The sequence below is a fragment of the Streptomyces sp. NPDC047117 genome (assembly GCF_040643545.1).
Lineage (GTDB): Bacteria > Actinomycetota > Actinomycetes > Streptomycetales > Streptomycetaceae > Streptomyces.
In genome coordinates this window covers 238,268-261,613 of record NZ_JBEYUN010000007.1, presented here as the reverse complement: position 1 = coordinate 261,613, position 23,346 = coordinate 238,268, and the positions used below count along the sequence as shown (strand labels likewise).

Annotated in this window: 14 protein-coding genes, 1 pseudogene and 1 riboswitch; of the genes and pseudogenes, 6 read left to right on the top strand and 9 right to left on the bottom strand. The window is 72.9% G+C overall.

Annotation, left to right across the window (positions count from 1 at the left end; all coding sequences use genetic code 11):
- From ABZ840_RS16030 to ABZ840_RS16010, 5 genes and pseudogenes are all read right to left on the bottom strand, one after another.
- A pseudogene (locus ABZ840_RS16030) lies at nt 1-851 on the bottom strand (hypothetical protein); the annotation flags it as partial.
- A gap of 156 nt (nt 852-1,007) precedes the next feature.
- Nucleotides 1,008-1,955: a hypothetical protein gene (locus ABZ840_RS16025; RefSeq protein ID WP_361559489.1), complete on the bottom strand. Its 948-nt coding sequence runs from the start codon at nt 1,953-1,955 to the stop codon at nt 1,008-1,010.
- A 413-nt stretch (nt 1,956-2,368) separates the two neighbouring features.
- On the bottom strand, nt 2,369-3,589 hold the full coding sequence (locus ABZ840_RS16020; RefSeq protein ID WP_361559486.1) for a VWA domain-containing protein: 1,221 nt from the start codon (nt 3,587-3,589) through the stop codon (nt 2,369-2,371).
- On the bottom strand, nt 3,586-6,243 hold the full coding sequence (locus tag ABZ840_RS16015) for a DUF5682 family protein (RefSeq protein WP_361559483.1): 2,658 nt from the start codon (nt 6,241-6,243) through the stop codon (nt 3,586-3,588). The genes ABZ840_RS16020 and ABZ840_RS16015 overlap by 4 nt, the downstream gene beginning before the upstream one ends.
- The gene (locus ABZ840_RS16010) at nt 6,240-7,397 is read right to left on the bottom strand and encodes an AAA family ATPase (protein WP_361559480.1); all 1,158 of its coding nucleotides are present in this window, start codon (nt 7,395-7,397) and stop codon (nt 6,240-6,242) included. Before ABZ840_RS16010 ends, ABZ840_RS16015 begins: the two co-directional genes overlap by 4 nt.
- A 153-nt stretch (nt 7,398-7,550) precedes the next feature.
- On the opposite strand from ABZ840_RS16010, the gene ABZ840_RS16005 reads away from it, so the two are divergent.
- Nucleotides 7,551-9,050: an SWIM zinc finger family protein gene (locus ABZ840_RS16005; protein WP_361559477.1), complete on the top strand. Its 1,500-nt coding sequence runs from the start codon at nt 7,551-7,553 to the stop codon at nt 9,048-9,050.
- A gap of 286 nt (nt 9,051-9,336) precedes the next feature.
- The gene (locus ABZ840_RS16000; protein ID WP_361559474.1) at nt 9,337-11,058 is read left to right on the top strand and encodes a DUF5691 domain-containing protein; all 1,722 of its coding nucleotides are present in this window, start codon (nt 9,337-9,339) and stop codon (nt 11,056-11,058) included.
- A gap of 130 nt (nt 11,059-11,188) precedes the next feature.
- On the opposite strand, the gene ABZ840_RS15995 is transcribed toward ABZ840_RS16000, so the two are convergent.
- Entirely contained in the window at nt 11,189-11,599 is a 411-nt protein-coding gene (locus tag ABZ840_RS15995) for a cobalamin B12-binding domain-containing protein (RefSeq protein ID WP_361559471.1), read from the bottom strand.
- A 1,151-nt stretch (nt 11,600-12,750) separates the two neighbouring features.
- On the opposite strand from ABZ840_RS15995, the gene ABZ840_RS15990 reads away from it, so the two are divergent.
- Together ABZ840_RS15990 and ABZ840_RS15985 are read left to right on the top strand one after the other, a co-directional pair.
- Complete coding sequence (locus tag ABZ840_RS15990) at nt 12,751-13,494, top strand: alpha/beta fold hydrolase (protein ID WP_361559920.1); 744 nt, start codon at nt 12,751-12,753, stop codon at nt 13,492-13,494.
- A gap of 269 nt (nt 13,495-13,763) precedes the next feature.
- Nucleotides 13,764-15,545: a M23 family metallopeptidase gene (locus tag ABZ840_RS15985; protein WP_361559468.1), complete on the top strand. Its 1,782-nt coding sequence runs from the start codon at nt 13,764-13,766 to the stop codon at nt 15,543-15,545.
- A 140-nt stretch (nt 15,546-15,685) separates the two neighbouring features.
- Here the strand turns inward: ABZ840_RS15985 and pcrA are convergent, their stop codons facing one another.
- The gene (gene pcrA / locus ABZ840_RS15980) at nt 15,686-18,187 is read right to left on the bottom strand and encodes a DNA helicase PcrA (protein WP_361559465.1); all 2,502 of its coding nucleotides are present in this window, start codon (nt 18,185-18,187) and stop codon (nt 15,686-15,688) included.
- Between the two features lie 450 nt (nt 18,188-18,637).
- Nucleotides 18,638-18,820, top strand: a riboswitch (cyclic di-AMP (ydaO/yuaA leader).
- Between the two features lie 7 nt (nt 18,821-18,827).
- On the opposite strand from pcrA, the gene ABZ840_RS15975 reads away from it, so the two are divergent.
- Complete coding sequence (locus ABZ840_RS15975; protein ID WP_361559462.1) at nt 18,828-19,985, top strand: NlpC/P60 family protein; 1,158 nt, start codon at nt 18,828-18,830, stop codon at nt 19,983-19,985.
- Nucleotides 19,986-20,076: 91 nt separating this feature from the next.
- Here ABZ840_RS15975 and ABZ840_RS15970 read toward each other — a convergent pair whose 3' ends face one another.
- Nucleotides 20,077-20,430 (bottom strand): hypothetical protein, encoded by a 354-nt coding sequence (locus ABZ840_RS15970; RefSeq protein WP_361559459.1) that lies wholly within the window; start codon nt 20,428-20,430, stop codon nt 20,077-20,079.
- Nucleotides 20,431-21,174: 744 nt separating this feature from the next.
- Nucleotides 21,175-22,053 (bottom strand): alpha/beta hydrolase, encoded by an 879-nt coding sequence (locus ABZ840_RS15965; RefSeq protein WP_361559456.1) that lies wholly within the window; start codon nt 22,051-22,053, stop codon nt 21,175-21,177.
- 130 nt (nt 22,054-22,183) lie between these two features.
- On the opposite strand from ABZ840_RS15965, the gene ABZ840_RS15960 reads away from it, so the two are divergent.
- The gene (locus ABZ840_RS15960; protein WP_361559917.1) at nt 22,184-22,957 is read left to right on the top strand and encodes a GNAT family N-acetyltransferase; all 774 of its coding nucleotides are present in this window, start codon (nt 22,184-22,186) and stop codon (nt 22,955-22,957) included.
- The last annotated feature ends 389 nt before the right edge of the window (nt 22,958-23,346 follow it).

The following is a 23,346-nucleotide window of genomic DNA, read 5'->3' as shown; positions in this document are numbered from 1 at the left end:
AGAGCGACGGGCAGCTGGCCGGTGGGCAGGTCGGCCGGGAGCTTGTCGGTCGGCAGAGCGACGGGCAGCTGGCCGGTGGGCAGGTCGGCCGGGAGCTGGTCGGTCGGCAGAGCGACGGGCAGCTGGCCGGTGGGCAGGTCGGCCGGGAGCTTGTCGGTCGGCAGAGCGACGGGCAGCTGGCCGGTGGGCAGGTCGGCCGGGAGCGTGTCGGTCGAGAGGCCGGTGGGCAGGTCCGCGGGGAGCTGGTCGGTCGGCAGGCCGCTGGGCAGCTCGGCCGCGGGGACCTCGACCGGCAGGCTGCGCAGGTCGAGGGCGGGAACGCCCTCGACGGGCAGGAACGGCACGGCGGGCAGGCGGCCACCGGCGGTGTCCTGGACCTGGCCGACGGTGCCCTCGGCGGTCTTCGCCACCTTGCCGACGGTCTTGGTGGCCTTGCCCGCGCCCTTGACGGTGTCGGCGACCTTGCCGGCGCCCTTGACGGTCTTGGTGACCTTGTTCAGGTCGGCCTTCTTCTGCACGCCGTTCACGGTGCCGGTCACGTCGCCGAGCCCGTCGGTGGGCAGCGCGTCGCCGGTCAGACCGTCGGTCAGGCCACCGGTGGCGGGCAGGCCGTCCATGGTGTGCACGTCACCGCCGCCGAGCGCGCCGGTCACCTTGCCGACCGTACCGCCCACGGTCTTCCCGACGGTGCCGGTCGCCCCGTCGGCGGTCTTCTGGACCGTGCCGGTCAGGGCGCCGGTGTCGGGAGCGTCGACGGGCAGCTCGGCGGCGCTGGCGCCGGTGGCGCCCAGGGCCAGCAGACCGGTGGCGGCAGCGGCGACGACGATGGAACGGCGGATGTTCTTGCGCATGATGGCGATGAGCCCTTCGGATTCCAGGGATGTGTCGGGCAGACCTGTCCCGCCCCCGCGCGGCAGGTCTGGAGGAGCTGACGGCCGTCGGATCCCTGCGCTCGCCGTACGTCGGCGAAGGCGCGTATGCGGTGGGAATCCGGCGGGAGGTCTGCCCTAACCCGGGAATTCGAGGATGTCGGTGCTGCGCTCGCGGGTCGGCGCACCGCCCGCGGCCCGTACGCCGCCGGGCACCAGCCCGAAGTGCGGCTGTCCGCCCGGCAGGACCGCGTGCTGGTCCCCGCTCCGGGGGCCGTTGCCGTCCCCGGTGGTGTGCGAGGCCGGCGCGGCCGGTCCCTGCGGGAGCTGGCCGGGCAGTCCGCCGCGGCCGTGTCCGTCGCCGGCGTCACCGGAGGTGGCACGCGCGGCCGTACGGTCCTGACCGGCGGCGTCCCCGGAGGGACCCGTCAGCCGGTCGTCGCCGGTACGGTCCGTGCCGCACCGCTCGGGCGCGGCCATGTGCTGCCGGCCGCCGTCCCGTACGTCACCGTGCTGCGCCCGCTCGCCGCCACTGCGGTCCTGACCAGCGATTTCGCCGGGCAGCCGGACCGGGAGGCCGGTCGCCTGACCCACGCCGCTGACGACGTCGTGCACCGGAGCGGTGACCGGGTCGGTGACGGGCTTCAGGCGCTCCGCGAGCGGGCGTACGGTCTCGCCGAGCCGCTCCTCGGACGCCTGCGCGCCCTCGGAGAGCCGGGCACCGGCCTGCTGCGCGACACCCGCCTCCGGCTCCGCGGCCGCCTCGCCGGCGTCCCGCCCCAGCGCGTCCCCCGAGCCGACGAGCGGCGAACGCCCGTCGGTGGGGGTGGCGGTGGTGGTCGAACCGGTGGTGACGGCGGAGCCGGTGCTGTCTGTGGCGGTGCCGGTGTCGTCGGTGGTGCTGGTGGCCTTCGTGAAGGCACCCTGCGCCTGCTCGGTGCTGTCCGCCGCGTGTGCGGTGCCGCCGCCGAACGCGACGGCGAGAGCGACGAACCCGACGAGGAAGAGCCCGGTCAGCAGCGCACGCCGCACGGCCACGGTGCGCGACAGGCGCACAACGGCAGGCAGAGCGAGCACAGCAGACAAGGGGGACCTTCCCGGAAGGACCGCGACCGGGACCAGGGCGTCAGGCACCCCGGATCAACCGGCACGTCGCGGGTGATCGAGCGATGCACCGATCCTTGCACGAGCAGCCAGGGGCCGCGCAAGTCCCCTGTGCCACCTGTCACCGTTACTCCGCCATGTCCGGTATCGACAGTGGCGAAAGGGTGTACGACCTGCGAACACGCCGGTGTGTCGGGGGAGGTGGGCGGCCGGTGGAGGATTCCGGTTCCGGTACGGCCGAGGAATCCGGTTCCGGGACGGCCGAGGAATCCGGTACCCGGTACGGCCTCGTCGTCGTGGACGGTGGTGTTGTCGTCATGGACGGTGACTGTCGTCGTCGGCGTGGGCCGTTCGGGCCGTTCGAGCAGTTCGGTCCGCCGGAGCGGTTCGGGCCGTCACGCCGTCGTGTCGGGTACCGGCAGCGGCCGCTTCTCCAGCGCGGCCGCCATCACCTCCGGGAAGAGGTCGGGCGTACAGGCGAACGCCGGTGCCCCCAGCGCGCCCAGAGCCGCCGCGTGCTCCCGGTCGTACGCGGGCGCGCCCTCGTCCGACAGCGCCAGCAGCGTCACGAACTGCACACCGGACGCCTTCATGGCGGCCACCCGCTTCAGCATCTCGTGGCGTATCCCGCCCTCGTACAGGTCGCTGATCAGCACGACCACCGTCTCGGTGGGCCGGTTGATCCGCGACTGGCAGTACGCCAGCGCACGATTGATGTCCGTGCCGCCGCCCAGCTGCGTACCGAAGAGCACGTCCACCGGGTCCTCGATCTGGTCGGTGAGATCCACGACCGAGGTGTCGAACACCACCAGCCTGGTGGCGAGCGACCGCATGGACGCGAGCACCGCGCCGAACACCGAGGCGTACACGACGGACGCCGCCATCGAACCGGATTGATCGATGCAGAGGATGACCTCCTTCTTGACCGACTGTGCTGCTCGCCCATAACCGATCAGCCGTTCCGGCACGACCGTTCGGTACTCGGGGAGGTAATTCTTGAGATTCGCGCGGATGGTGCGATCCCAGTCGATGTCGCGGTGGCGCGGCCGGCTGATGCGCGCCGACCGGTCCAGCGCGCCCGTCAGGGTGGCCCGCGTCCGGGTCGCCAGCCGCTTCTCCAACTGCTCGACGACCTGCCGTACGACCGCCCGTGCGGTCTCCTTCGTCGTCTCGGGCATCGCCTTGTGCAGCGAGAGCAGCGTGCCGACCAGATGCACGTCGGCCTCCACGGCCTCGAGCATCTCCGGCTCCAGCAGCAGCGCCGACAGGCCGAGCCGGTCGATCGCGTCACGCTGCATCACCTGGACGACGGAGGTGGGGAAGTAGCGCCGGATGTCGCCGAGCCAGCGCGCCACGGCGGGCGCGGAACCGCCCAGCCCCGCCGACCGTGTCCCGCCGCCCTTCCGGCCGTCGCGCCCGCCCGGGCCGCCCGGCCCGCCGGATCCGGGTCCTTCGCCGTACAGCGCCCCGAGCGCACCGTCCATCGCGGCGTCCCGCCCACGCAATTCGCACCCGGTCCCGTCGCCCTCTCCCCCACCGAGCACCAGCCGCCAGCGCCGCATCCGCTCCTCGGCCGACCCCGTACCGTCCGCCGTCTCCGCGGCCTCCGCCGTCATCCCTTCTCCCCCTTCGCTGTGGTGACGTCTTGCGCCCTGGTGGTGCCCTTCGCTGTGGTGGCGCCTGTCGCAGTGGTGGTGCCCTTCGCTGTGGTGGTGAGGCGGCGGGCTTCGCCCTCGGCGCCCATGCCCAGCGGGGCTTGCCCGTCGCCCTGGCCCAGCAGGGCGTGCAGCGTCGGCAGGACGGCCGCGGCGCGGTCGCGGTCCAGGCCGGGGCCGAAGCCGGGGGCCGCCGCCTCCTCTCCGGTGCCGGCCGCGCCACGACCGGCCGCCGTGCCGCCGCCCGGCGTTCCCGGGGCGACCGGCCCGCGTCGGGCCAGTTCCCCGAGCGTGCGCCGCACCCCCGGCTCGAACTGCGAGAACGTCCGGCGCAGCAACGGCAGTACGTCCGTGAACGCCTCCCCCGGAACCCGCGTCAGCCAGTCGTCCACCAGCCCGAGCAGCCGCTCGTCGTGGATCAGCAGCATCCCCCCGCCCGCACCGCCCCCGACGAACCCCTCGATCCAGGCCGCGGCGTCCGCCGGCGGCACCCCGGGCGAGAGCGCGAGCCCCATGAGCCGCCCGGCGCCCCCGTCCACCGACGCTCCGCTGCCGTGCTCCTGACCCTCGCCGCCGTCCAACGCCCCGTCGTCGACGAGCATCCGCGCCGCACGTCCCCGGATGAGTCCCGGTATCGCCTCCCGCTCGGCCAGCACGCGCAGCACGGCCGTCCAGCGCTCCCGCAGTCCCGCCCCCGCGCCGCTCTCCTCCCGCGGCTCCGACGCGCTCCGCTCCGTGTGCGCCAGCAGCGCCACCGCCTGCCGCGTTGCGTCGAGATGTGTACGCATCTCCGCCGCGCCCTCCGCGTCCAGCGAGGCGCAGGCCGGTGGCAGGCCCACGAAGACCCGCTCGGCCAGGCCGACCGCGACCTCGCGCAGCGCCGCCGCGTCCGTACCCCGCACATCGCCGTACCGCACCGACCGCACCAGCGCGGGCAGTGCCTGGGCGAGATGGCCGACATCGGCGTCGAGCGCGGCCCGGTCCGCCAGCACCCGCATCACCACCGGCAGCGCGTCCGGCAGTTCGGCGAGCAGGCAGCGCTCGGCCAGCGCCGTGACCTCGGCGAGCGCGCCGGCGTCCCTGGCGTCGGAGGCCGCCCGCGCCGTGGCGGCGGCGAGCACGGTCGTGCCCCAGATGCCCGCCTCCGCGACCCGCACCGACAGCTCCGGCTCCCAGCGCAGCCGCCAGGTCTCCCGGAACGTGCCCGTACTCGCCCGCGAGTCGGCGGGCGCCCCCCACGGGATGTCCAGCAGCCGCAGCCGGTGCAACAGGCGGCTGCGCGCGGCGTCGGTCTCCTTGCGCAGGTCGAGCTCCAGGTCGCGCTCCTTCGCCTCCGGCTTGAGGCGCAGGGAACGCTGGTGGCGGGCGATGTCCCGCTGGAGCGGCACGGCGGGCGCGGCCTGCGGCACCTCGCCGAGCACATCCCCGACCACCAGGCGGTCGTGGACCAGCGAGGCGGGCACGTCCGAGCCGTCACTCATCACGGCGCGCACCGCGTCCTCGGCCTCGGTGAGCCCCGCGAGCGGACGCCCGCGCATCGCCGCGAGCGACTCGGCGAGCCGTACCGCCTCGATGACGTGGGCGGTGGAGACCGCGTAGTCCTCCTCCCGGAGCAGGCCCGCGACCTTGGTCAGCCAGCGCTCCATGGGGCGGTCGGGGCTGGCGAAGAGGTGGCCGTACCAGCCGGGCGACGCGATCCCGGCCCCGTACCCGCTGTTCCGCGCCAGCCTGCGGTGCGTCCAGGGCACCCAGGTGACCGACACCTTCGCCTTCGGCAGGCCCTTGAGGAGGGCGCGGTCGGCGGTGACGGTCGTACGGCGGGTGAGCGCCGGTACGTGCCAGGCACCGCAGACGACCGCGACGTCGTCCCCGAACTCCCGCCGCGCGTCGCGCAGTCGGAGCCGCATGTGGGCTTCGCGTACGGCGTCGCGGGAGTCCGCGCCCTCCTCGTACCCCTCCCGCAGCGCCCCCATCGCCTCGGCCAGCGCCTCGAACGGCGCCAGGGCGTCACCGGAATCGCCGGGGTTGCCGCTGCCGCCCGTGCCGCGGTGCTCGACCACGTCCTCCCACCAGCGCTCCGCGTCGTCGTACCCGGCCGCCTCCGCAAGCACCCCGATCGGATCGACCCGAGCGTCCGCACGGGCGTCCACCCGCGGGTCGCCGCCCACCTCCCGGTCGCTGCCCCGGTCCAGCGTCTGGTCGCTGCCTCGGTCCGGCTCTCCGGCCGCCTCCTCTCCCGCTCCCTCCCCCGCTTCCGTCCCCGCTCCCGCGAGGGAGTGCGCCGCCGGGAGGTCGATGAAGCGCACCGGGATGCCGCGTCGCAGTGCCCACTGGAGCGCCACCCACTCCGGGGAGAACTCCGCCAGCGGCCAGAACGCGGCGCGCCCCGGGTCGTCGGTCACGTGCGCCAGGAGCGCGACCGGCGGCCGCATCTCCTCGTCGGCGGCCAGCGCCACCAGCGCGTCAGCCTCCGGCGGCCCCTCGATGAGCAGTGCCTTCGGCTCGCACTGTGCCAGGGCCGCGCCGACCGCACGGGCCGAGCCGGGCCCGTGGTGCCGCACTCCGAGCAGCCACGGGCCTTCCGCCCGGCGCTCCCCCGTGCCGTGTTCCGTCATGCGCTCACCTCCCGGCAGGCGCGGTAGAAGTCCTTCCAGCCGTCGCGCTCGCGGACGACCGACTCCAGGTACTCCTGCCAGATGACACGGTCGGCCGACGGGTCGCGCACGACCGCTCCGAGGATGCCCGCGGCCACGTCCGCCGGCCGCAGCACGCCGTCTCCGAAGTGCGTGGCCAGCGCCAGCCCGTTGGTGACGACGGAGATCGCCTCGGCCGTGGAGAGCGTCCCGGACGGCGACTTGAGCTTCGTCCGCCCGTCCGCCGTCAGGCCGTCCCGCAGCTCGCGGAAGACCGTGACCACCCGGCGGATCTCGTCCATGCCGTCCGGCGCCGCCGGCAGGTCCAGCGAGCGGCCGATCTGCTCGACACGGCGCGTGACGATGTCCACCTCGTCCTCAGGCGTGGCCGGCAGCGGCAGCACGACGGTGTTGAAGCGGCGACGCAGCGCGCTGGAGAGTTCGTTGACTCCGCGGTCGCGGTCGTTGGCGGTGGCGATGAGGTTGAAACCGCGTACGGCCTGCACCTCCTGGCCCAACTCCGGTATGGGCAGCGTCTTCTCCGACAGCACGGTGATGAGCGTGTCCTGCACGTCCGCCGGGATCCGCGTCAGTTCCTCGACCCGCGCGGTCATGCCCTCCGCCATCGCCCGCATCACGGGGCTCGGCACCAGCGCGTCCCGGCTGGGGCCGTGCGCGAGCAGCTGCGCGTAGTTCCAGCCGTACCGGATCGCCTCCTCCGGCGTGCCGGCCGTGCCCTGGACCAGCAGCGTGGAGTCGCCGCTGACCGCCGCGGCGAGATGCTCCGACACCCAGGTCTTGGCCGTGCCGGGAACGCCGAGGAGCAGCAGCGCGCGGTCGGTCGCGAGGGTGGTGACGGCCACCTCGACGATGCGGCGCGGGCCGACGTACTTGGGCGTGATGACCGTCCCGTCGGCGAGCGTGCCGCCGAGCAGATACGTCGCCACCGCCCACGGCGAGAGGCGCCAGCGCGCGGGCCGCGGCCGGTCGTCCGCGGCCGCCAGCGCGGACAGTTCATTTGCGAATGCATCTTCTGCGTGCGGCCGGATGACCGCTCCCGAACCTTCCGCCGACCCGGCCTCGGCCGCCGTCCCGCGACCGCTTCCCGCGCCGTTCTCCGTCATCGCGTAAGACATGACTCCCCCTCGTCCCAGGCCGTTCGGCCCGCACCCCGCAACCCGCGGGCCGCTTGCGGATTCCAGACTGCACCATGCCACTGACAATCGGCCCCGGCGTGACAAACATGCAGGTCAGAGCGATTGTCAGTGGCTGGGTCTAGCGTTTTCACCATGCTGGGAACGGACGGGGAGCAGACCCCGAAACCCCGAGCGCAGGGGGAACGCTGGACGACCGAACAGGTGCTGGCGGTGGCGCCCGACGCGGCGTCGCGCAAGGCCGGCGGAAAGCTCGCGACACCCGGCCCGTGGTCGGGGACGGGCGCGGGCGAGGGAGCGGTATGGGGCGTGTGCAAAGGGAGCGGCGGCACTCCGTACCGCACGATGACGGACACAACGGGGCCTGCCTTCAAGTGCAGCTGCCCGAGCCGGAAGTTCCCGTGCAAGCACGCGCTGGGGCTGCTGTTGCTGTGGGCGGGGGAAGACGGTTCCGAGGGGGATGCCGAGGCGGTGGTGCCGGCCGGTGAGCCGCCGCGGTGGGTGGCCGAGTGGCTGTCCGGGCGGCGCGAGCACCGCGAGGACCGGCCGGGCAAGGGGGACAAGGACGGGGGCAAGGGCGACAAGGGGAGCAAGGGCCTCGCCGACCCGGACGCGGCGCGCAGGCGGGCGGAACGCCGGGCGGAGCGAATCGGCGCGGGGGCCGAGGAGTTGGAGCGCAGGCTCGCGGATCTGCTGCGGTCGGGGCTGGCCGCGGCGGACCGTGCGGGGTACGGCAGCTGGGACGAGACGGCGGCCCGGATGGTCGACGCGCAGGCGCCCGGACTGGCGGCCGGGGTACGGGAGTTGGGTTCCATCCCGGGGTCCGGTGCCGACTGGCCGTCCCGGCTGCTGGAGGAATGCGCGCTGCTCCACCTCCTCGACGAGGGGTTCCTTGGTATCGAGCGGCTTCCGGAGCCGCTGGCGGCCACGGTCCGCTCACGAGTGGGGCTACCGGCCGATGTGTCCGGTGCCGGCGCCGCGGAAGACGCTCCGGACGGCTCCGCCGAGGGTTCTCGGAACGAGGGTTCTCGGGAGCGGACGGTCCGGGACCGGTGGCTGGTGCTGGCGCAGCAGGATCGCGAGGAAGGCCCGCAGGGGAAGTTGACCACGCGGCGCATATGGATGAGGGGCGAGCGGACGGGCCGGATGGCACTGCATCTGTCCTTCGCCGGCCCGGGGCGGGCGCACGAACTCGCCCTGCCGCCGGGGCTCGTCCTGGACGCCGACCTGACCTACCACCCCGGCGCCCGCCCGCTGCGCGTCACCCTGGGCGAGCGGTACGCGCCGGCCGTGCCGGGAGGCGTCCCGGCCGGGTGCGGCACGGACGCCGCGCTCGCCGCGTACGGGGACGCGCTGCGCGACGACCCGTGGCTGGACTCGTGGCCGGTGGTGCTCGCCGACGTCGTACCGATACCGGCCCGGCCGCCGGCACCCGGGCAGCCGGGCACCGGCTGGCAACTGGCCGACGTGGACGGCGAGTCGGCGCTGCCGGTGGATCCGCGCTGCGCGGGCGGCCCGGGACTGTGGCAGCTCGCGTCGATATCCGGCGGCGGTCCCGTCACCGTCTTCGGCGAGTGCGGCCACCGCGGCTTCGTCCCACTGACGACATGGGATCCGGCCCCGGTGGCGCTCTGAGGGGCAACGGGGGAAGCGGCGCGCCGCCCGACGGGGGAACGGGGGGTGTCGGCGCGCCGCCGCTCAGAGGGGGGAACGGGGGAACGGCGTGCCGCCGCCGGCCGGAGGGGGGTCGGCGGCGGCACGCGACGGGGGTGAGCGGAGGGGCCCCGCCCCTCGGGCGGTCGGCACCGGTCGGGCCCCTCAGGCAGTCGATCAAGCAGGCAGCCGATGAGGCGGGAAGAGCCGATCAGGCAGGCAGTCGAGCAGGCAGCAGGAAGTCGGTAACGGGAGGGGTTCGGAAGCCGTGAGTGATGTGCGAGGGACACGTGGGAACGGCGCTCCCTGGGGAGAGTTGGTGAGTGCCGCGCTGCTCGGGACGGACCGGCGTACGCCGGACGTGCCGATGCGCGTGGGCCAGGAGGCGGCCGCCGCGCTGCTGGACGCGGCGGCGGTGAGCACCGTACGGCGGCGGGCCGGGCTGCGTCCCGCACCCGCGGCGGAGCGCCCCGCTCCGGCCCCGCCCGACCCGCGGCCCGAATTGCCGGACGCGGCGCGGCGGAGGCTCGCGCTGCTGCTGGCCGACCGGGGCGGGCACACCGGCAGCCGGCGCGGCGCGGCCCCCGACCTGACGGAACTGCTGCCGCAGTGGCTCGCGGCAGCCGGGGAGCGGGGGTACCGCGCGCCTGCCGCACTGCTGCCCGCGCTGCTGGACGCGGCGCGGGCCCGTACGGATCTGCGGCCCGCCGCGCTCGCGCTGGCCGGGCCGGGCGCGCTGTGGCTGGCGCGGCTGAACGACGACTGGAAGTTCGCGCTGCGCGGCATCGGCGGGGCGGCGGCGATCCCGGCCCGCGGGGATCAGGAGGCCGGTCGCCGCCTCTGGGAGGAGGGGCTGTTCGCGGAGCGGGTGGCGCTGCTGTCGGCGACCCGGCGCCTGGATCCGGCGGCGGGGCTGGAGCTGATCGCGAGTACGTGGTCCACCGAACGGGCCGAGGACCGGCTGATGTTCCTGGATTCGCTCCGGGAGGGCCTGTCGGCGGCGGACGAGCCGTTCCTGGAGAAGGCGCTCTCCGACCGCAGCCGGAATGTCCGGGCCACCGCTGCGGAGCTGCTGTCCGCACTCCCCGGCGCCGCCCTGGCCACCCGTATGGCGGCCCGCGCGACGGCCTGCCTGCGGCTCGAGGCGGCGGGGGACGAGGAAGGCGGCGGCCCGGTCGTCGTCGTGGAGGCGCCGAGGGGCTGCGACGCGGGGATGGAGCGGGACGGGGTGGTGGCCAAGGCGCCGGCCGGGCGGGGTGAACGCGCTTGGTGGCTGGCCCAGTTGCTGGAGTCGGCGCCGCTGGACGCCTGGTCCGGGCACCTGGGCGGTCGCGGTCCGGCGGAGATCGTCGCACTGCCGGTGGCAGAGGGGCGGCGTACGGAGGTGCACGACGCCTGGTGCCGCGCGGCGGTGCGCCAGCGCGACACCGCCTGGGCGCGGGCCCTCCTGGGCACGCCGTCCATGGCGGCCGACCGGCCCTCCTCGATACCGGACGCCGCGCCCATGAACGCGGGCCCCGCCGCCACGGAGGCCGGATCGTCGCGCGACACCGCGAAGCTGCTCGGGGTGCTGCCGGAGGGGGAACGCGGCACATGGGTGGCGGAGTTCATCGCGTCGCACGGGCTGTCGGACGCGTTCCGGCTGCTGGGGGTGTGTGCCGTGCCGTGGACGGAGTCGCTCGGTACGGCGGTGGTGGACGCGCTGGACATCGCGCGGGACGCCGGGAGTTACCCGTGGAGTTTCAGCGGCGTGATGGGGCTGGCCGAACGGTGCCTGGACCCGGCCGCCGCCGATCGGCTCGACAAGCTCACGGCCCGGGGCGACGAGCCGGAGGACGGCTCGCCGGGCGCCGACGGCTACTGGTCCGAGGCCTTCCAGCGCCTCGTCGGCACCCTTCGGCTCCGCGCCACGATGCACGCCGAACTGGCCGGGCAGCCGACACCGACCACAGGGACCGGCAGCCCCATGAGCCCCGGAGCGGCGTCATGAGCACCGGAGCGGCGTCATGAGCCCCGGGGCGGCGCCGTCCCTGCGGGCAGCCCGCCGGACAGGCGACCCGATAGCCGGCCGGACAGGCGACCGGACAGTCGGCCGGGCTCTCGGCCGGGCTGCCGGGCGGTCAGGCTGTCAGCTGGCGGACGTGGGTGTTGACCCAGTCGACGATGGAGGCGGTCGTGGCGCCGGGGGTGAAGATCTCGGCGACGCCCAGCTCCTTGAGCGGGGGGATGTCGGCCTCCGGGATGATGCCGCCGCCGAAGACCTTGATGTCCTCCGCGTCGCGCTCCTTGAGCAGTTCGATCACCCGCGCGAAGAGGGTGTTGTGCGCCCCCGAGAGGATCGAGAGGCCGATCGCGTCGGCGTCCTCCTGGATCGCGGTGTCGACGATCTGCTCCGGGGTCTGGTGGAGCCCGGTGTAGATGACCTCCATACCCGCGTCACGCAGCGCTCGTGCGATGACCTTGGCACCACGGTCATGGCCGTCGAGCCCCGGCTTGGCCACCACCACACGGATCGGACCGGTCACACCCATCACTGCCTCCAAGCCAAGCGCGGCACGTGCCTTGACCAGTGCCGTCGAGCCGACAACCGAATGAGCGGCCGCCCGGGCGGCCGCCAGCGTGAACGAACGTTATCGCCAGCATCGCGTACGGAGCCGTTTCGCGACATGGAGGGAGGGGGAAATCACACGTGGGACACGTTCGCTACGCGCCGTACGCCTCACACCAACCGCCGCCGCGAGGCGGCGGGGGTGTCTGCGGACGGCGCAGGGAGCCGCAGCAGGTCGTCGCACCGCCGCGTCGTGAGCCGCGCGGCACGGAGGTGCGCACTTCGGGTACGTACAGGCCCTATGCACACGCACGGAGTGCGGGGAACTGGTATCGCGTCACGTACGGACACACAGCAGTACGGACGCAGGAGCAGCGGGGACACACGTCGGCGAGAGCGCCGGCGTCCCGTACCGGTATCAGGACGTCACAGGCGAGCACGGTGTACGGGGACCGTGTACGCACCCAACGGCTCCCCATGAGGGCATGACGGGGGACAGAGGCGTCCTCCCCATGCCGTTCGGGAGGTCGGCCGATGAAGGCCTTGCCCTTTCTCTGCTGTCTGATCCGCCCCTCCGCCGCCAGGCTGCGCGTCACGGTCTGGGAGCTGGCGGTGCTCGCGGGGCACCTGTTGCTGTATCCCATGGGCGTCTCGCAGGAGCAGGCCGCCGCAGCCGCGGCGCACGCCCGGGCGGCCGCCGACGCCGCCGCGGACGGACATACTGATCCCCCCCTCGACGACGCGGTCATCGACATCACCGACACCCTCGATGCGGCCATCGACACCGCCGACGCGGATGCCGACACAACCGATGCGAGTGTCGGCACGACCGACATGGCCGGCACCGCCATCGGCGCCGTCGGGGCGGCCACCGGCATCAGTGCCGGTTCGAGAGCGCGGAAGGCCGCCGGGCCGTGGTCCACCGACGCGGACCGGACGCACGCCAATGCGCGGACCCGAAACGAGGCGCGGAGAGGGGCCGCGGCGGAGGCCACGGCTCCGACAGGTCCCGAGGCGCGGACCGGGACGCGCGCGGGGGCGCGCTCCAAGCCGCTGACCGGGACCGGGGCCGACGCCAAGACCGGAGCCGAGGCCACGACCGGGACCGGCGCCAAGACCGGAGCCGGCTCCCGCATCGGCGCCGACACCGGCACCGGCCCCGACCGCCTGCCCGCGCCCGCCCTCCTCCCCACCGAGGGGCGGTCGCATCCGCCGGTGCTCCTGCTGCACGGCTTCATCGACAACCGTTCCGTCTTCGTACTGCTGCGCCGTTCCCTGCGCCGGCACGGCTGGCGTCACCTGGAGGCGCTCAACTACTCCCCTCTTACGTGCGACATCCGCAAGGCCGCCGAGCTGCTGGGCCGCCACGTGGAGGACGTCTGCGCGCGCACGGGGCACCGCCGCATCGACATGGTGGGCCACAGCCTCGGCGGGCTGATCGCGCGGTACTACGTCCAGCGACTGGGCGGCGACGCGCGGATCCGGACGCTGGTCACGCTCGGCACCCCGCACGGCGGCACCCGGCTCGCGTCGCTGCTGCCCGCGCATCCGCTCGTGCGCCAGATGCGGACGGATTCCGACGTGATCAAGGAGTTGGCCGCGCCGGCGCCGAATTGCCGGACGCATTTCGTCTGCTTCTGGAGTGATCTCGATCAGATGATGGTCCCGGTGGAGACGGCACGGATCGATCATGATGATCTCCGCACCCGGAACGTTCATGTCTCCGGTGTCGGACATCTCGCCTTTCCGGTCAACGGCGCGGTCGCCGCCGGCATCCGCGAAGCGCTGGCCGCCGCGGATCCGCTCAATCCGGGCCAGCCGGAGCAGACCGGCGCCCCGCCGGAAGCCGCCGCCCCCGACCGGGCGTCCGTGGCCTGAACTCCCCAGAACTGCCACGACCTGCTCCGACCTGCTCGTTCCGGGCGTCGGCGCAGGTGGCCGAAGCGCGCGCCGAAGCCGACGGCTACGCCAATTGATCTCGAACATTCTTCGAACGTGGCGCCAAGAACCTGTGTGGCGTCCTCCGAAAGACGGCCAAATGCCCGGTCTGGAAGGGCCCGAAACCTACGGAAGATTGTCGCCGTCGCATACCGCCGGGTACAGTCGCCGCTAATTCTCCTGCTGCCGAGGCGAAAGAGAAGTTGGTGGTGAACGACCGTCACCCGTCGGGGAACCCAGACCCGACCGGCTCTGCTGCTGACGCCTCGTACGGGTCCCATCCCGGATACGAGCCGCACGGGCAGCAGGACCCCCAGCTCGGTTACGCCGCGTACGACGGGTACACCACCGGAACGTACGACACGGGTGCGTATGCCGCCGGGGCGTACGACCCGACCATGTACGAAGCGGCCGCCTACGACACCGGCGCCTACGGCACGGTGTCCTACGACGGCGGGACGACGCACGACGGCGGAGCGTACGAGACCGGCAGCTACGACGTGAGCGGTGCGTACGACTCGAACGGGACGTACGACACCGGTACGTACGCCACGGGGTACGGAACCGGCAGCTACGACCCGTATGCGTACGGCGCGTACGACAGCACCGGTACGTACGACACCGGGGCGTACGACCCGAACACCACGTACGACACCGGCTCGTACGACACCACCGGTGCCTACGATGCCGCCGGTACCTACGACGCCACCGGTGCGTACGCCGGGTACGGGCAGCAGGACGCCGGGGCCGGCACCGACACCGGGCAGTGGGACGGCGAGGCCTGGGCCGGCGCCGAGGAGTACGAGGCGGCCTATCAGGGCGCACAGTTCGAGGCGAACCAGTTCGAGGCGACGCAGTTCGGCACGGGCCCGTACGACTCCGGACAGTTCGACACCGGGCAATTCGATGCCGGGCAGCTCGACCCGTCCCAGTTCGACACCGGACAGTTCGAAGCCGGGCAGCTCGACCCGACCCACCTCGACCCGTCCCAGTTCGAGACCGCGCAGTTCGATGCCGTCGAGCACGTGCAGGGCGCGGCCCCCGAGGGTGCTGCCGAGTCCACCGCCGTCTTCACGCCCGACGACCTGGCCGCGGCCGACGCCGGGAACGGCGCCGGCGAGGACGGCGACCTCCACTCCGCCGTCACCGCGATCATCCCCACCCCCGCCGTCTCCCCCGAGGGCGGCCTCGACGGCCCCTCCGGGGCTGCTCCCGGCGGGCGCCGGGCCGCCCGGCGCGAGGCGCAGGGGAGCGGCGGCCGGAGCCGGCGCCGCCCGGCGAAGAAGTCCGCGCTGCTGACCGTCGCGGTGCCGTCCGTGGCCGCCATGGGCGTGTGCGCCGTGGCCGCGGCCTCCGTCTCCGGCGCGACCGACAAGGACGACGACACCGCCGTACAGGCCGCGTCGGACGCCTCGGCCGTGAAGCCGTCGGCCGCGAACAACAAGCTGGACTCCCAGCTGTCGAACCTCAGCGCCGACGCGAACGACTTCGCCGACCGTGCCAGCCGTACGCAGGAACGTCTCGACCTGCAGGCCCGGGCGGCCGCCGAGAAGAAGCGCAAAGCCGAGGAAGCGGCGCGCAAGGAGGCGCTGCGCCCCAAGTTCGCGCTCCCGGTCAAGCAGCACGGGCTCAGCGCCCTCTACGGGCAGGCCGGCGTCAACTGGATGTCGCTGCACTCCGGGATCGATTTCCCGGTCAGCTACGGCACGCCCGTGATGGCCGCGACCGACGGTACCGTCGTCACCAAGTGGAACCCCGCCTACGGCAACATGGTGGAGATCACCGCGCCGGACGGCACGGAGACCTGGTACTGCCACCTCAGCAGCGCCAAGATCCGCTCGGGCACGGTGAAGGCCGGCGACGTGATCGCGTACTCGGGCAACTCCGGTAACTCCACCGGCCCCCACCTGCACTTCGAGGTGCACCCGGGCGGTGGCGACGCGATAGACCCGCTGCCCTGGCTGCGCTCCAAGGGCATCGACCCCAACTGAGCCGGCGAGAGCAGGCACGCCCCGGCGCGCACGCCCCAGCCGCGCGCTCCAGCACGCGCATACGCAGGTGGCCCGGAACCCCGAGGGGTTCCGGGCCACCTGCGTATGCGCTGTCTGCCCGTCGACGGCTTCCGCGCCGTCTACAGCTTCTGCACCGGCGCGTACCGCAGCAGCAGGCGCTTCGGCTTCTCGCCGCCGAAGTCGATCGTCGCCTCGGCGTTGTCGCCGCTGCCCTTGACCCCGACGACCGTGCCGAGCCCGAAGCTGTCGTGCGTGACGCGGTCGCCGATGGCCAGCGCGACCACCTGCCGGTCCTTGGCCCGGCGGGTCGCGAAGCCGCTCGGCCCGGCCTTGCTCCGCGAGGAGGACGAGGACGAGGAGCCGAAGCCGCCGCCGGAGAAGCCGGAGGACAGGCCCGAGGAGAGCCCGCCCATGGACGCGGACGGCGTCGCCGGGCCGGTCCGCTTCCACTCGACGTACTCGTCCGGGATCTCTTCCAGGAAGCGGGACTGCGGGTTGTACTGGGGCTGGCCCCACGCGCTGCGCATCGTGGAACGCGTGAGGTAGAGCCGCTCGCGGGCGCGCGTGATGCCGACGTACGCCAGCCGCCGCTCCTCCTCCAGCTCCTTGGTCTGGCCGAGCGCACGCATGTGCGGGAAGACACCGTCCTCCATGCCCGTCAGGAAGACGGTGGGGAACTCCAGGCCCTTCGCGGTGTGCAGGGTCATGAGCGTGATGACGCCCGTGCCCTCGTCGTCCTCGTCGGGGATCTGGTCGGAGTCGGCGACCAGGGCGACCTGCTCCAGGAAGTCGGAGAGGGTGCCGCCCGGGACGGCAGTCCCTGATGTCTCAGCGTCCACGCCGCGGTCCTGCTCGAACTCGAGGGCGACCGCCGCGAGTTCCTGGAGGTTCTCGATGCGGGTCTCGTCCTGCGGGTCCGTGGACGACTGGAGCTCGGCCAGATAGCCCGTACGCTCCAGGACCGCTTCCAGGACGGTCGCGGGCCCGGCACCGGACTCGACGATGGTCCGCAGCTCTTCCATGAGCGTGTTGAAGCGCTTGACGGCGTTCGCGGAGCGCGCGGCCATGCCGTACGCCTCGTCGACGCGGCGCAGCGCCTGCGGGAACGTGATCTTCTCGCGGGCCGAGAGGGCGTCGATCATCGCCTCGGCGCGGTCGCCGATGCCGCGCTTCGGCACGTTCAGGATGCGGCGGAGCGGGACGGTGTCCTCGGGGTTGGACAGCACGCGCAGGTACGCGAGGACGTCCCGGACCTCCTTGCGCTCGTAGAAGCGCACGCCGCCGACGACCTTGTAGGGCAGCCCGACCCGGATGAAGACCTCTTCGAAGACACGGGACTGGGCGTTGGTCCGGTAGAAGATCGCGACGTCGCCGGCCCTGGTCTCACCGGCGTCCGTGAGCCGGTCGATCTCGTCGGCGACGAACTGCGCCTCGTCGTGCTCGGTGTCGGCGACATAGCCGGTGATCTTCGGGCCGGTGCCGGCGTCCGTCCAGAGGTTCTTCGGGCGGCGGTTCTCGTTGCGCTCGATGACGGCGTTGGCGGCCGAGAGGATCGTCTGCGAGGAGCGGTAGTTCTGCTCCAGCAGGATCGTCGTGGCGTTCGGGTAGTCCTCCTCGAACTGGAGGATGTTCCGGATCGTGGCGCCGCGGAAGGCGTAGATCGACTGGTCGGCGTCGCCCACGACGCACAGCTCGGCGGCGGGCACCTCGTCCGTCCCCGGGCCGACCAGCTCGCGTACGAGGGTGTACTGGGCGTGGTTGGTGTCCTGGTACTCGTCGACCAGGACGTGCCGGAAGCGGCGGCGGTAGTGGTCCGCGACGTCCGGGAACGCCTGGAGCAGGTTCACCGTCGTCATGATGATGTCGTCGAAGTCCAGGGCGTTGGCCTCGCGCAGCCGTGCCTGGTACATCGCGTACGCCTCGGCGAGGGTCTTCTCGAACCCGTCGGCGGCCGTCCCGGCGAAGTCCTCGTGGTCGATGAGCTCGTTCTTGAGGTTGGAGACCTTGGCGCTGAAGGACTTCGGCGGGAAGCGCTTGGGGTCCAGGTCCAGATCGCGGCAGACCAGCGCCATCAGGCGCTTGGAGTCGGCGGCGTCGTAGATCGAGAACGATGAGGTGAAGCCCAGCTTCTTGGACTCGCGACGCAGGATGCGCACGCACGCGCTGTGGAAGGTGGAGACCCACATGGCGTTGGCGCGCGGGCCGACGAGCTCCTCCACGCGCTCCTTCATCTCGCCCGCGGCCTTGTTCGTGAAGGTGATCGCGAGGATCTGGCCGGGGTGGACGTGGCGCGTGCCGAGGAGGTGCGCGATGCGGTGCGTGAGGACACGCGTCTTGCCGGAGCCGGCGCCGGCGACGATGAGCAGCGGCGAGCCCGTGTGCACGACGGCGGCCTTCTGCTGGTCGTTCAGCCCCTCCAGCAGCGCGGCCGGGTCGACGGCGGGGCGGGCGGCGCCGTCACGGTAGTACGCGTCCCGCTGGACGGGCGCGTCGTAGCGGCCACCGAAGAGGTCGTGCGGCACCTCCTCCGCTGCCGGACGGTCCTCGTCCTCGGGAGGCGGCGGCTCCTCGTCCTTGGGGTCGAGGTCCGCCAGGAAGCTGTCGTCAAAGAGGCTGCTCATCGCCCACCGAGTCTAGGCCGCCCCACCGACAACCCGGCCCCGGCCGCGGAATTCCGGGCTCACGGATCCGGCGGAGGCGCGGTGCGGGCGGGTGGAAGCGCGGCGGGAGCAGGGCCGGAGGGCCGTACGAAAAGGGGCGAGCGCGACCTGAACGGGAACGGAGGACGGCACCGACAGCGGCGCGGAGGATACGGCACCCCGCCGCCCGTCACGGACGGACAACGGCACCGGACATTCCGTGGTCGCGACAGCCCTCACATCGGCACGGACACGATCAGGTCACGAAAAGATTGCGGGCAAATCGAACATCAGCCTTCACAGAAGTCACACGAGTTGGCTACCGTGCCGACCGGGCAGCCCGCCCCACCCGTCGGTGACAGCACCGGCACGGGCCGCCCCGCCGAGTCCGGTCTGTTCGTACGCACGGCCCTTGCCGATACGCACGGCAACTGTTCGTACGCACGGCAGCCGGAGCCGGGGACCCACACGCACGACCGGGGTGAATCGGCCTCTACGGAGCGATCCGTACGGCCGTAGGGCACCTTCCGTAGCACCAGTGGGCACGCGCCCCACGCGCGCGCTCACGCGCCCGAACCCGACAGCTAACCCGGTAGGCGGTCCACGGAAGGAGTCGCCGGCCTTGGCGTCTCATCGCAAGCCGCGCACCCGCATGCTCACCGTGCCCGCACACCGCCGTACGGCGGCCGGGCTCACCACCGCGGCGCTGGCCTCGGTCACGCTGCTCACCCAGACCGCGGATGCGTCCCCCAGGAAGCCCGCACCTTCCATAGAGGAGGTCAAGAAGAAGGTCGACGGCCTGTACCGGCAGGCCGAGGTCGCCACCCAGAAGTACAACGCCGCCAAGGAGCGCTCCGCGACGCAGCGCGACAAGGTGGACGAGCTGCGGGACGCCGCGGCCGAGCGGACCCAGAAGATGAACGACGCCCGGCGGGAGCTGGGCACCTTCGCCTCCGCCCAGTACCGGTCCGGCGGGCTGAGCCCGACCGCGCAGCTGATGCTGGCGCAGGATCCGCAGCAGTTCGTGGACCGCAATCACCTGATGAAGCGGCTCACCGGCCGCCAGCAGGAGGCGGTCGCCGACTACCAGGACCAGCAGGCGCAGGCCGCGCGCAAGCGTGCGCAGGCGACGAAGGGCCTGGAGGAGCTGCAGAAGTCCCAGGATTCGCTGAAGACGTCCAAGCAGGAGGTCCAGGGCAAGCTGACCGAGGCCCGGCAACTGCTGTCCCGGCTGACCGCGCAGGAGAAGGAGCGGCTGGCGGAGCTGGAGCGCAAGAAGAAGGCCGAGGCGAAGCGCAAGGCCGAGGAGCTGGCGCGGGAGCAGGCCGAGCGCGAGCGTGAGCAGGACGGCGGTGCGGGCGGCACGGACGGCGGCTCCGGCTCCGGCTCCGGGACGGGCAGCGGTTCCGGGGTGCCCGACGGTTCGTACGCGACCAAGGCGGAGAAGGCGATCGCGTTCGCCCGCGCGCAGATGGGCAAGCCGTACGTCTGGGGCGCCACCGGGCCCGCGTCGTACGACTGCTCGGGGCTGACCCAGGCGGCGTGGAAGGCGGCCGGCGTCTCGCTGCCGCGGACGACCTGGGACCAGGTGAAGACCGGCACGCGGGTCGCGACGCAGGATCTGCAACCGGGCGACCTGGTGTTCTTCTACGACGACATCAGCCACGTCGGGATGTACATCGGCGACGGCAAGATGATCCACGCCCCGAAGCCGGGCGCGAACGTACGCGTGGAGTCGATCTACTACATGCCGATCTACGGGAACGTACGACCTGCCTGAGGCAATGCATAGAACGACGAACCGCGCGGCTGCCCTCCGAGGGCAGCCGCGCGGTTCTCGCGTACGGCGGGACTCTCAGGTCCCAGGCCCCTCAGGTCCAGAGGAGCGCGATGAAGATGTTGACGACCGTGAGCAGGCCGACGAGTCCGAAGAGCGGCTTCTCCACCTTCTCCTCGTCGCGCTTCACGTAGACCAGGCCCAGGATGACGATCAGGACGGCGAGCTTGACGCCGATCTTGATGTTGTTGACCGAGGCGTCCTGCATCTGGTTCAGGCCGACCAGGATGACGCCGGTCACCAGCATCGTGATCGCGCCGTGCAGCATCGCGGGCACAAAGCGGGCGGTGCCCGCGCTCATCGCCTTCATCTGCGTGAGGAAGCCGCCGAGCAGCGAAGCGATGCCGATGATGTGCAGGGCGACGAACACATTGATCACTACGTCCATAGTGGTCGATCGTAGCTCCGGCGCCGCACGGCCCCGCGGGCAGGTCCGCCCGCCCCCTGTCGCGCATCCCCAGCACCCACCAGCGGCTCGAACTGCCGCGCGCCTCTGGTCCGCACTCTCGTACGGCACCGGTCGACGTCATTCACCCGGCGGCCAGAAGCGGGCACGGACCGGTAAGGGAGTGGGCAATGCCCGGCAAAGGCCCGCTTGCCGGCCGCCGGGAGGTTTAGCGTCCTCGTCCAGGCGGCCGGCTCCCCACCGCCGTCGGTTCCGCCCCGACGGCCGCCGGCCGCCCCCGCCGAAGGTACGGCGGCGGCCCGCTCCCCCTTGACCCGGGCCACCGCCGTACCAACGGCAGGGCGGACGCGGCGGACAGGCGAAGCGGACAGGGAGAGGGGTCGGCGGCGTCGCGAACCCCGAGGGCCCCTCCGGCGCTTTGCTGACGCGAGGGGAACACCGGGCCAACCTCGCCACATTCGTATCGGAAGACCGTTTCGGAAGACGGCCCCGGAAGACCGTTTCGGAAGACGGCTTCGGTAGACGGGAGTCCGCAGCGCGGGAACCGGTTCAGCAATCAATGAATTCCGACTCACGGTTCACGACTCACGGTTCACGTCTCACGGTTCACGACTCACGCCCCGGAATTCGACCGACCGGTCGAATTCCGCGTCCCGCACGTCCGCGCCCGCCGGTAACACCGGAACCGCCAGCCATATTCGGCCACGGAAAAGCGGCTCCGGCGGTTCAATGCAGGCGCGGCACATGACCGCTCACCACGAAGTCCCGCAACAGGTCCATCGCCCGGTTCGGCGACTCTCGGAAGACCCCGTGCCCGGCCTCCGCCAGGACGTGCAGCCGTACGTCCGCGCGGCTCAGCCGGTGCGCGAAGCGGCGGGCCGCCGAGGCGGTCGCCACCGGGTCCTGCTCGCCGGCCAGGATCATCGTGCGGCACTCCAGCCGTTCCAGCCCGTGCCAGGGGTCGAACCCCCTGGCCAGCACGGTGCGGAAGTGGTCCAGCACGTCGTCGTTCCAGCGCACCCGGCGGAGCCGGTCGTGGCTGGCCGCGTCCCCGCCGGGCTGCCGGGAGTACAGGGGCAGGCAGACGCGTTCCCACGCCTCGGTCATCTCGTCGCCGTTGTCCCCGGCCCAGTACCGCAGGGCGACGTCCCGCGCCTCCGGCCCTCCCAGCCGTTCGAACATCTCCAGCCGTTCATACGTGTCCCCGGGCATCACGCTGTCCAGCACCAGCCCGGCGAACCGGTCGGGGTGCCGGATGGCCGCCAGCAGCGCGACCCATCCGCCGCTGGACGAGCCCAGGAGGACGGGCCGTTCGATCTCCAGCGCGTCGCAGAAGTCGATCGCGTCGTCCGCCCACCGCTCCCACGTCCACTGGGACGGCCCGCACCGTACGGAACGGCCGCTCCCCCGCTGGTCGAGGTAGATGACCTGAGCGAATCCGGCCGCGGCGGAAAGCTCCGGTTTGAACAGGGTGTGGTCGGCCCCCGGTCCCCCGTGGAGCAGCACGATCGTCGGCCGTTCGGCCATGTCCGGGCCGTCCGTCTCCAGTTGGGCTCCCTCCACATCGAAGTAGAGCCGAACACCATCACCGATATGTACCCGCACGGCCCTTGGCCTCTCTCAAGTAGCCTGATTTTCCAAGGATTCGGGTGGCCCCGGCAGCGTTATGCAAGGGGGCCGAATTCGACCGTCACTATTGCGAAGCTCTCGCAATACGATCGGGTCCGTGGACACAATGACCGAGCACCACCGCGTGCCCGTGGCACGGCCCGAGGTCGTGCGCGCCTGGGTGGACGGCTGGGTGCGTTCGCGCGGCACGGACGGCGCGGTCGAGGTACCGGGCGGCTTCCGGATAGCCGTGGGCCGCACCGACCAGGTCGCGCGGTACGTCCTGCCCGCCGCGGACCCCGCGGTGCTGCGCCGCCTGTCCGTCGCGCTCATCACGCCGGGCCTGTGGCTGAAGGTCTGCGCGCCCCGCTCGGCCGTCGAGCCCGCACTGCCGGCCTCCTGGGAGTTCCGGGCACCGGAGTACCTGATGACCGCCCCGCTGGGCCGCACGTCGCACAGCGGTGCGTCACGGGCGACGGGGGCACCGGAGCTGCCGGAGGTACCCGACGGGCTGCGGGACGGCCTGGTGCCCGGCGCGGCCCCCGCGCCGCCGCCGGACCCGGCCGTGCTGCCGGGCGGGTACGTCGTCGAGACGGTCGCCCAGGGCGGCATCGTCGACGCGCGCGCGTTCGCCGCGTCCGGGGAGGTGGCGGCCGGCGGCCGGGTCGCGCTGGCCGGCGCGACGGCGGTCTTCGACCAGGTCCGCACCGACCCCGCACACCGCCGCCAGGGGCTGGGCCGGGTCGTGATGACGGCGCTGGCGGCCCGTGCGGCGCAGCAGGGCGCCACGCAGGGGGTGCTGGTGGCCCGGGACGACGGGCTGTCCCTGTACCGGGCCATGGGCTGGGAGCTGCACTCCCCCGTGACCACGGCGGTGCTCCGCAGACGGGGCACGCGGTGAGCACCGCCTCGCTCGCTCATCGCACTCAGTGGGGGGCGAGGCCCTTGCCGCCGGCGGCGTACGCGGCGTGTGCCGCCCGGGCGCGCGAAGCGCCTGCGCGGTCCCGCCGCGGATCCGCCCGGGCCGCGTGACCCGCCTGGTCACCCCGGTAGCGCCATGCGTCCGTCACTGCGCCCACCTCCGCAGGGGAGTACCGGCCGGGTACCACCGCGGAGGTGCCCGGTTGGTCACTTCCAAGGTATGACCGGGTGGTCACCTCGCGGTGACGAGCCACGGAACACCCCGGGACATCGGGTGGGATTTGCCGAGCGGCACCCGGAGGGCGGGGCTGTCGCGTACACTGCCGGCCTCCCGGGCCCGGGAGGCCGAACTCCCGGACCGGAGGCGGG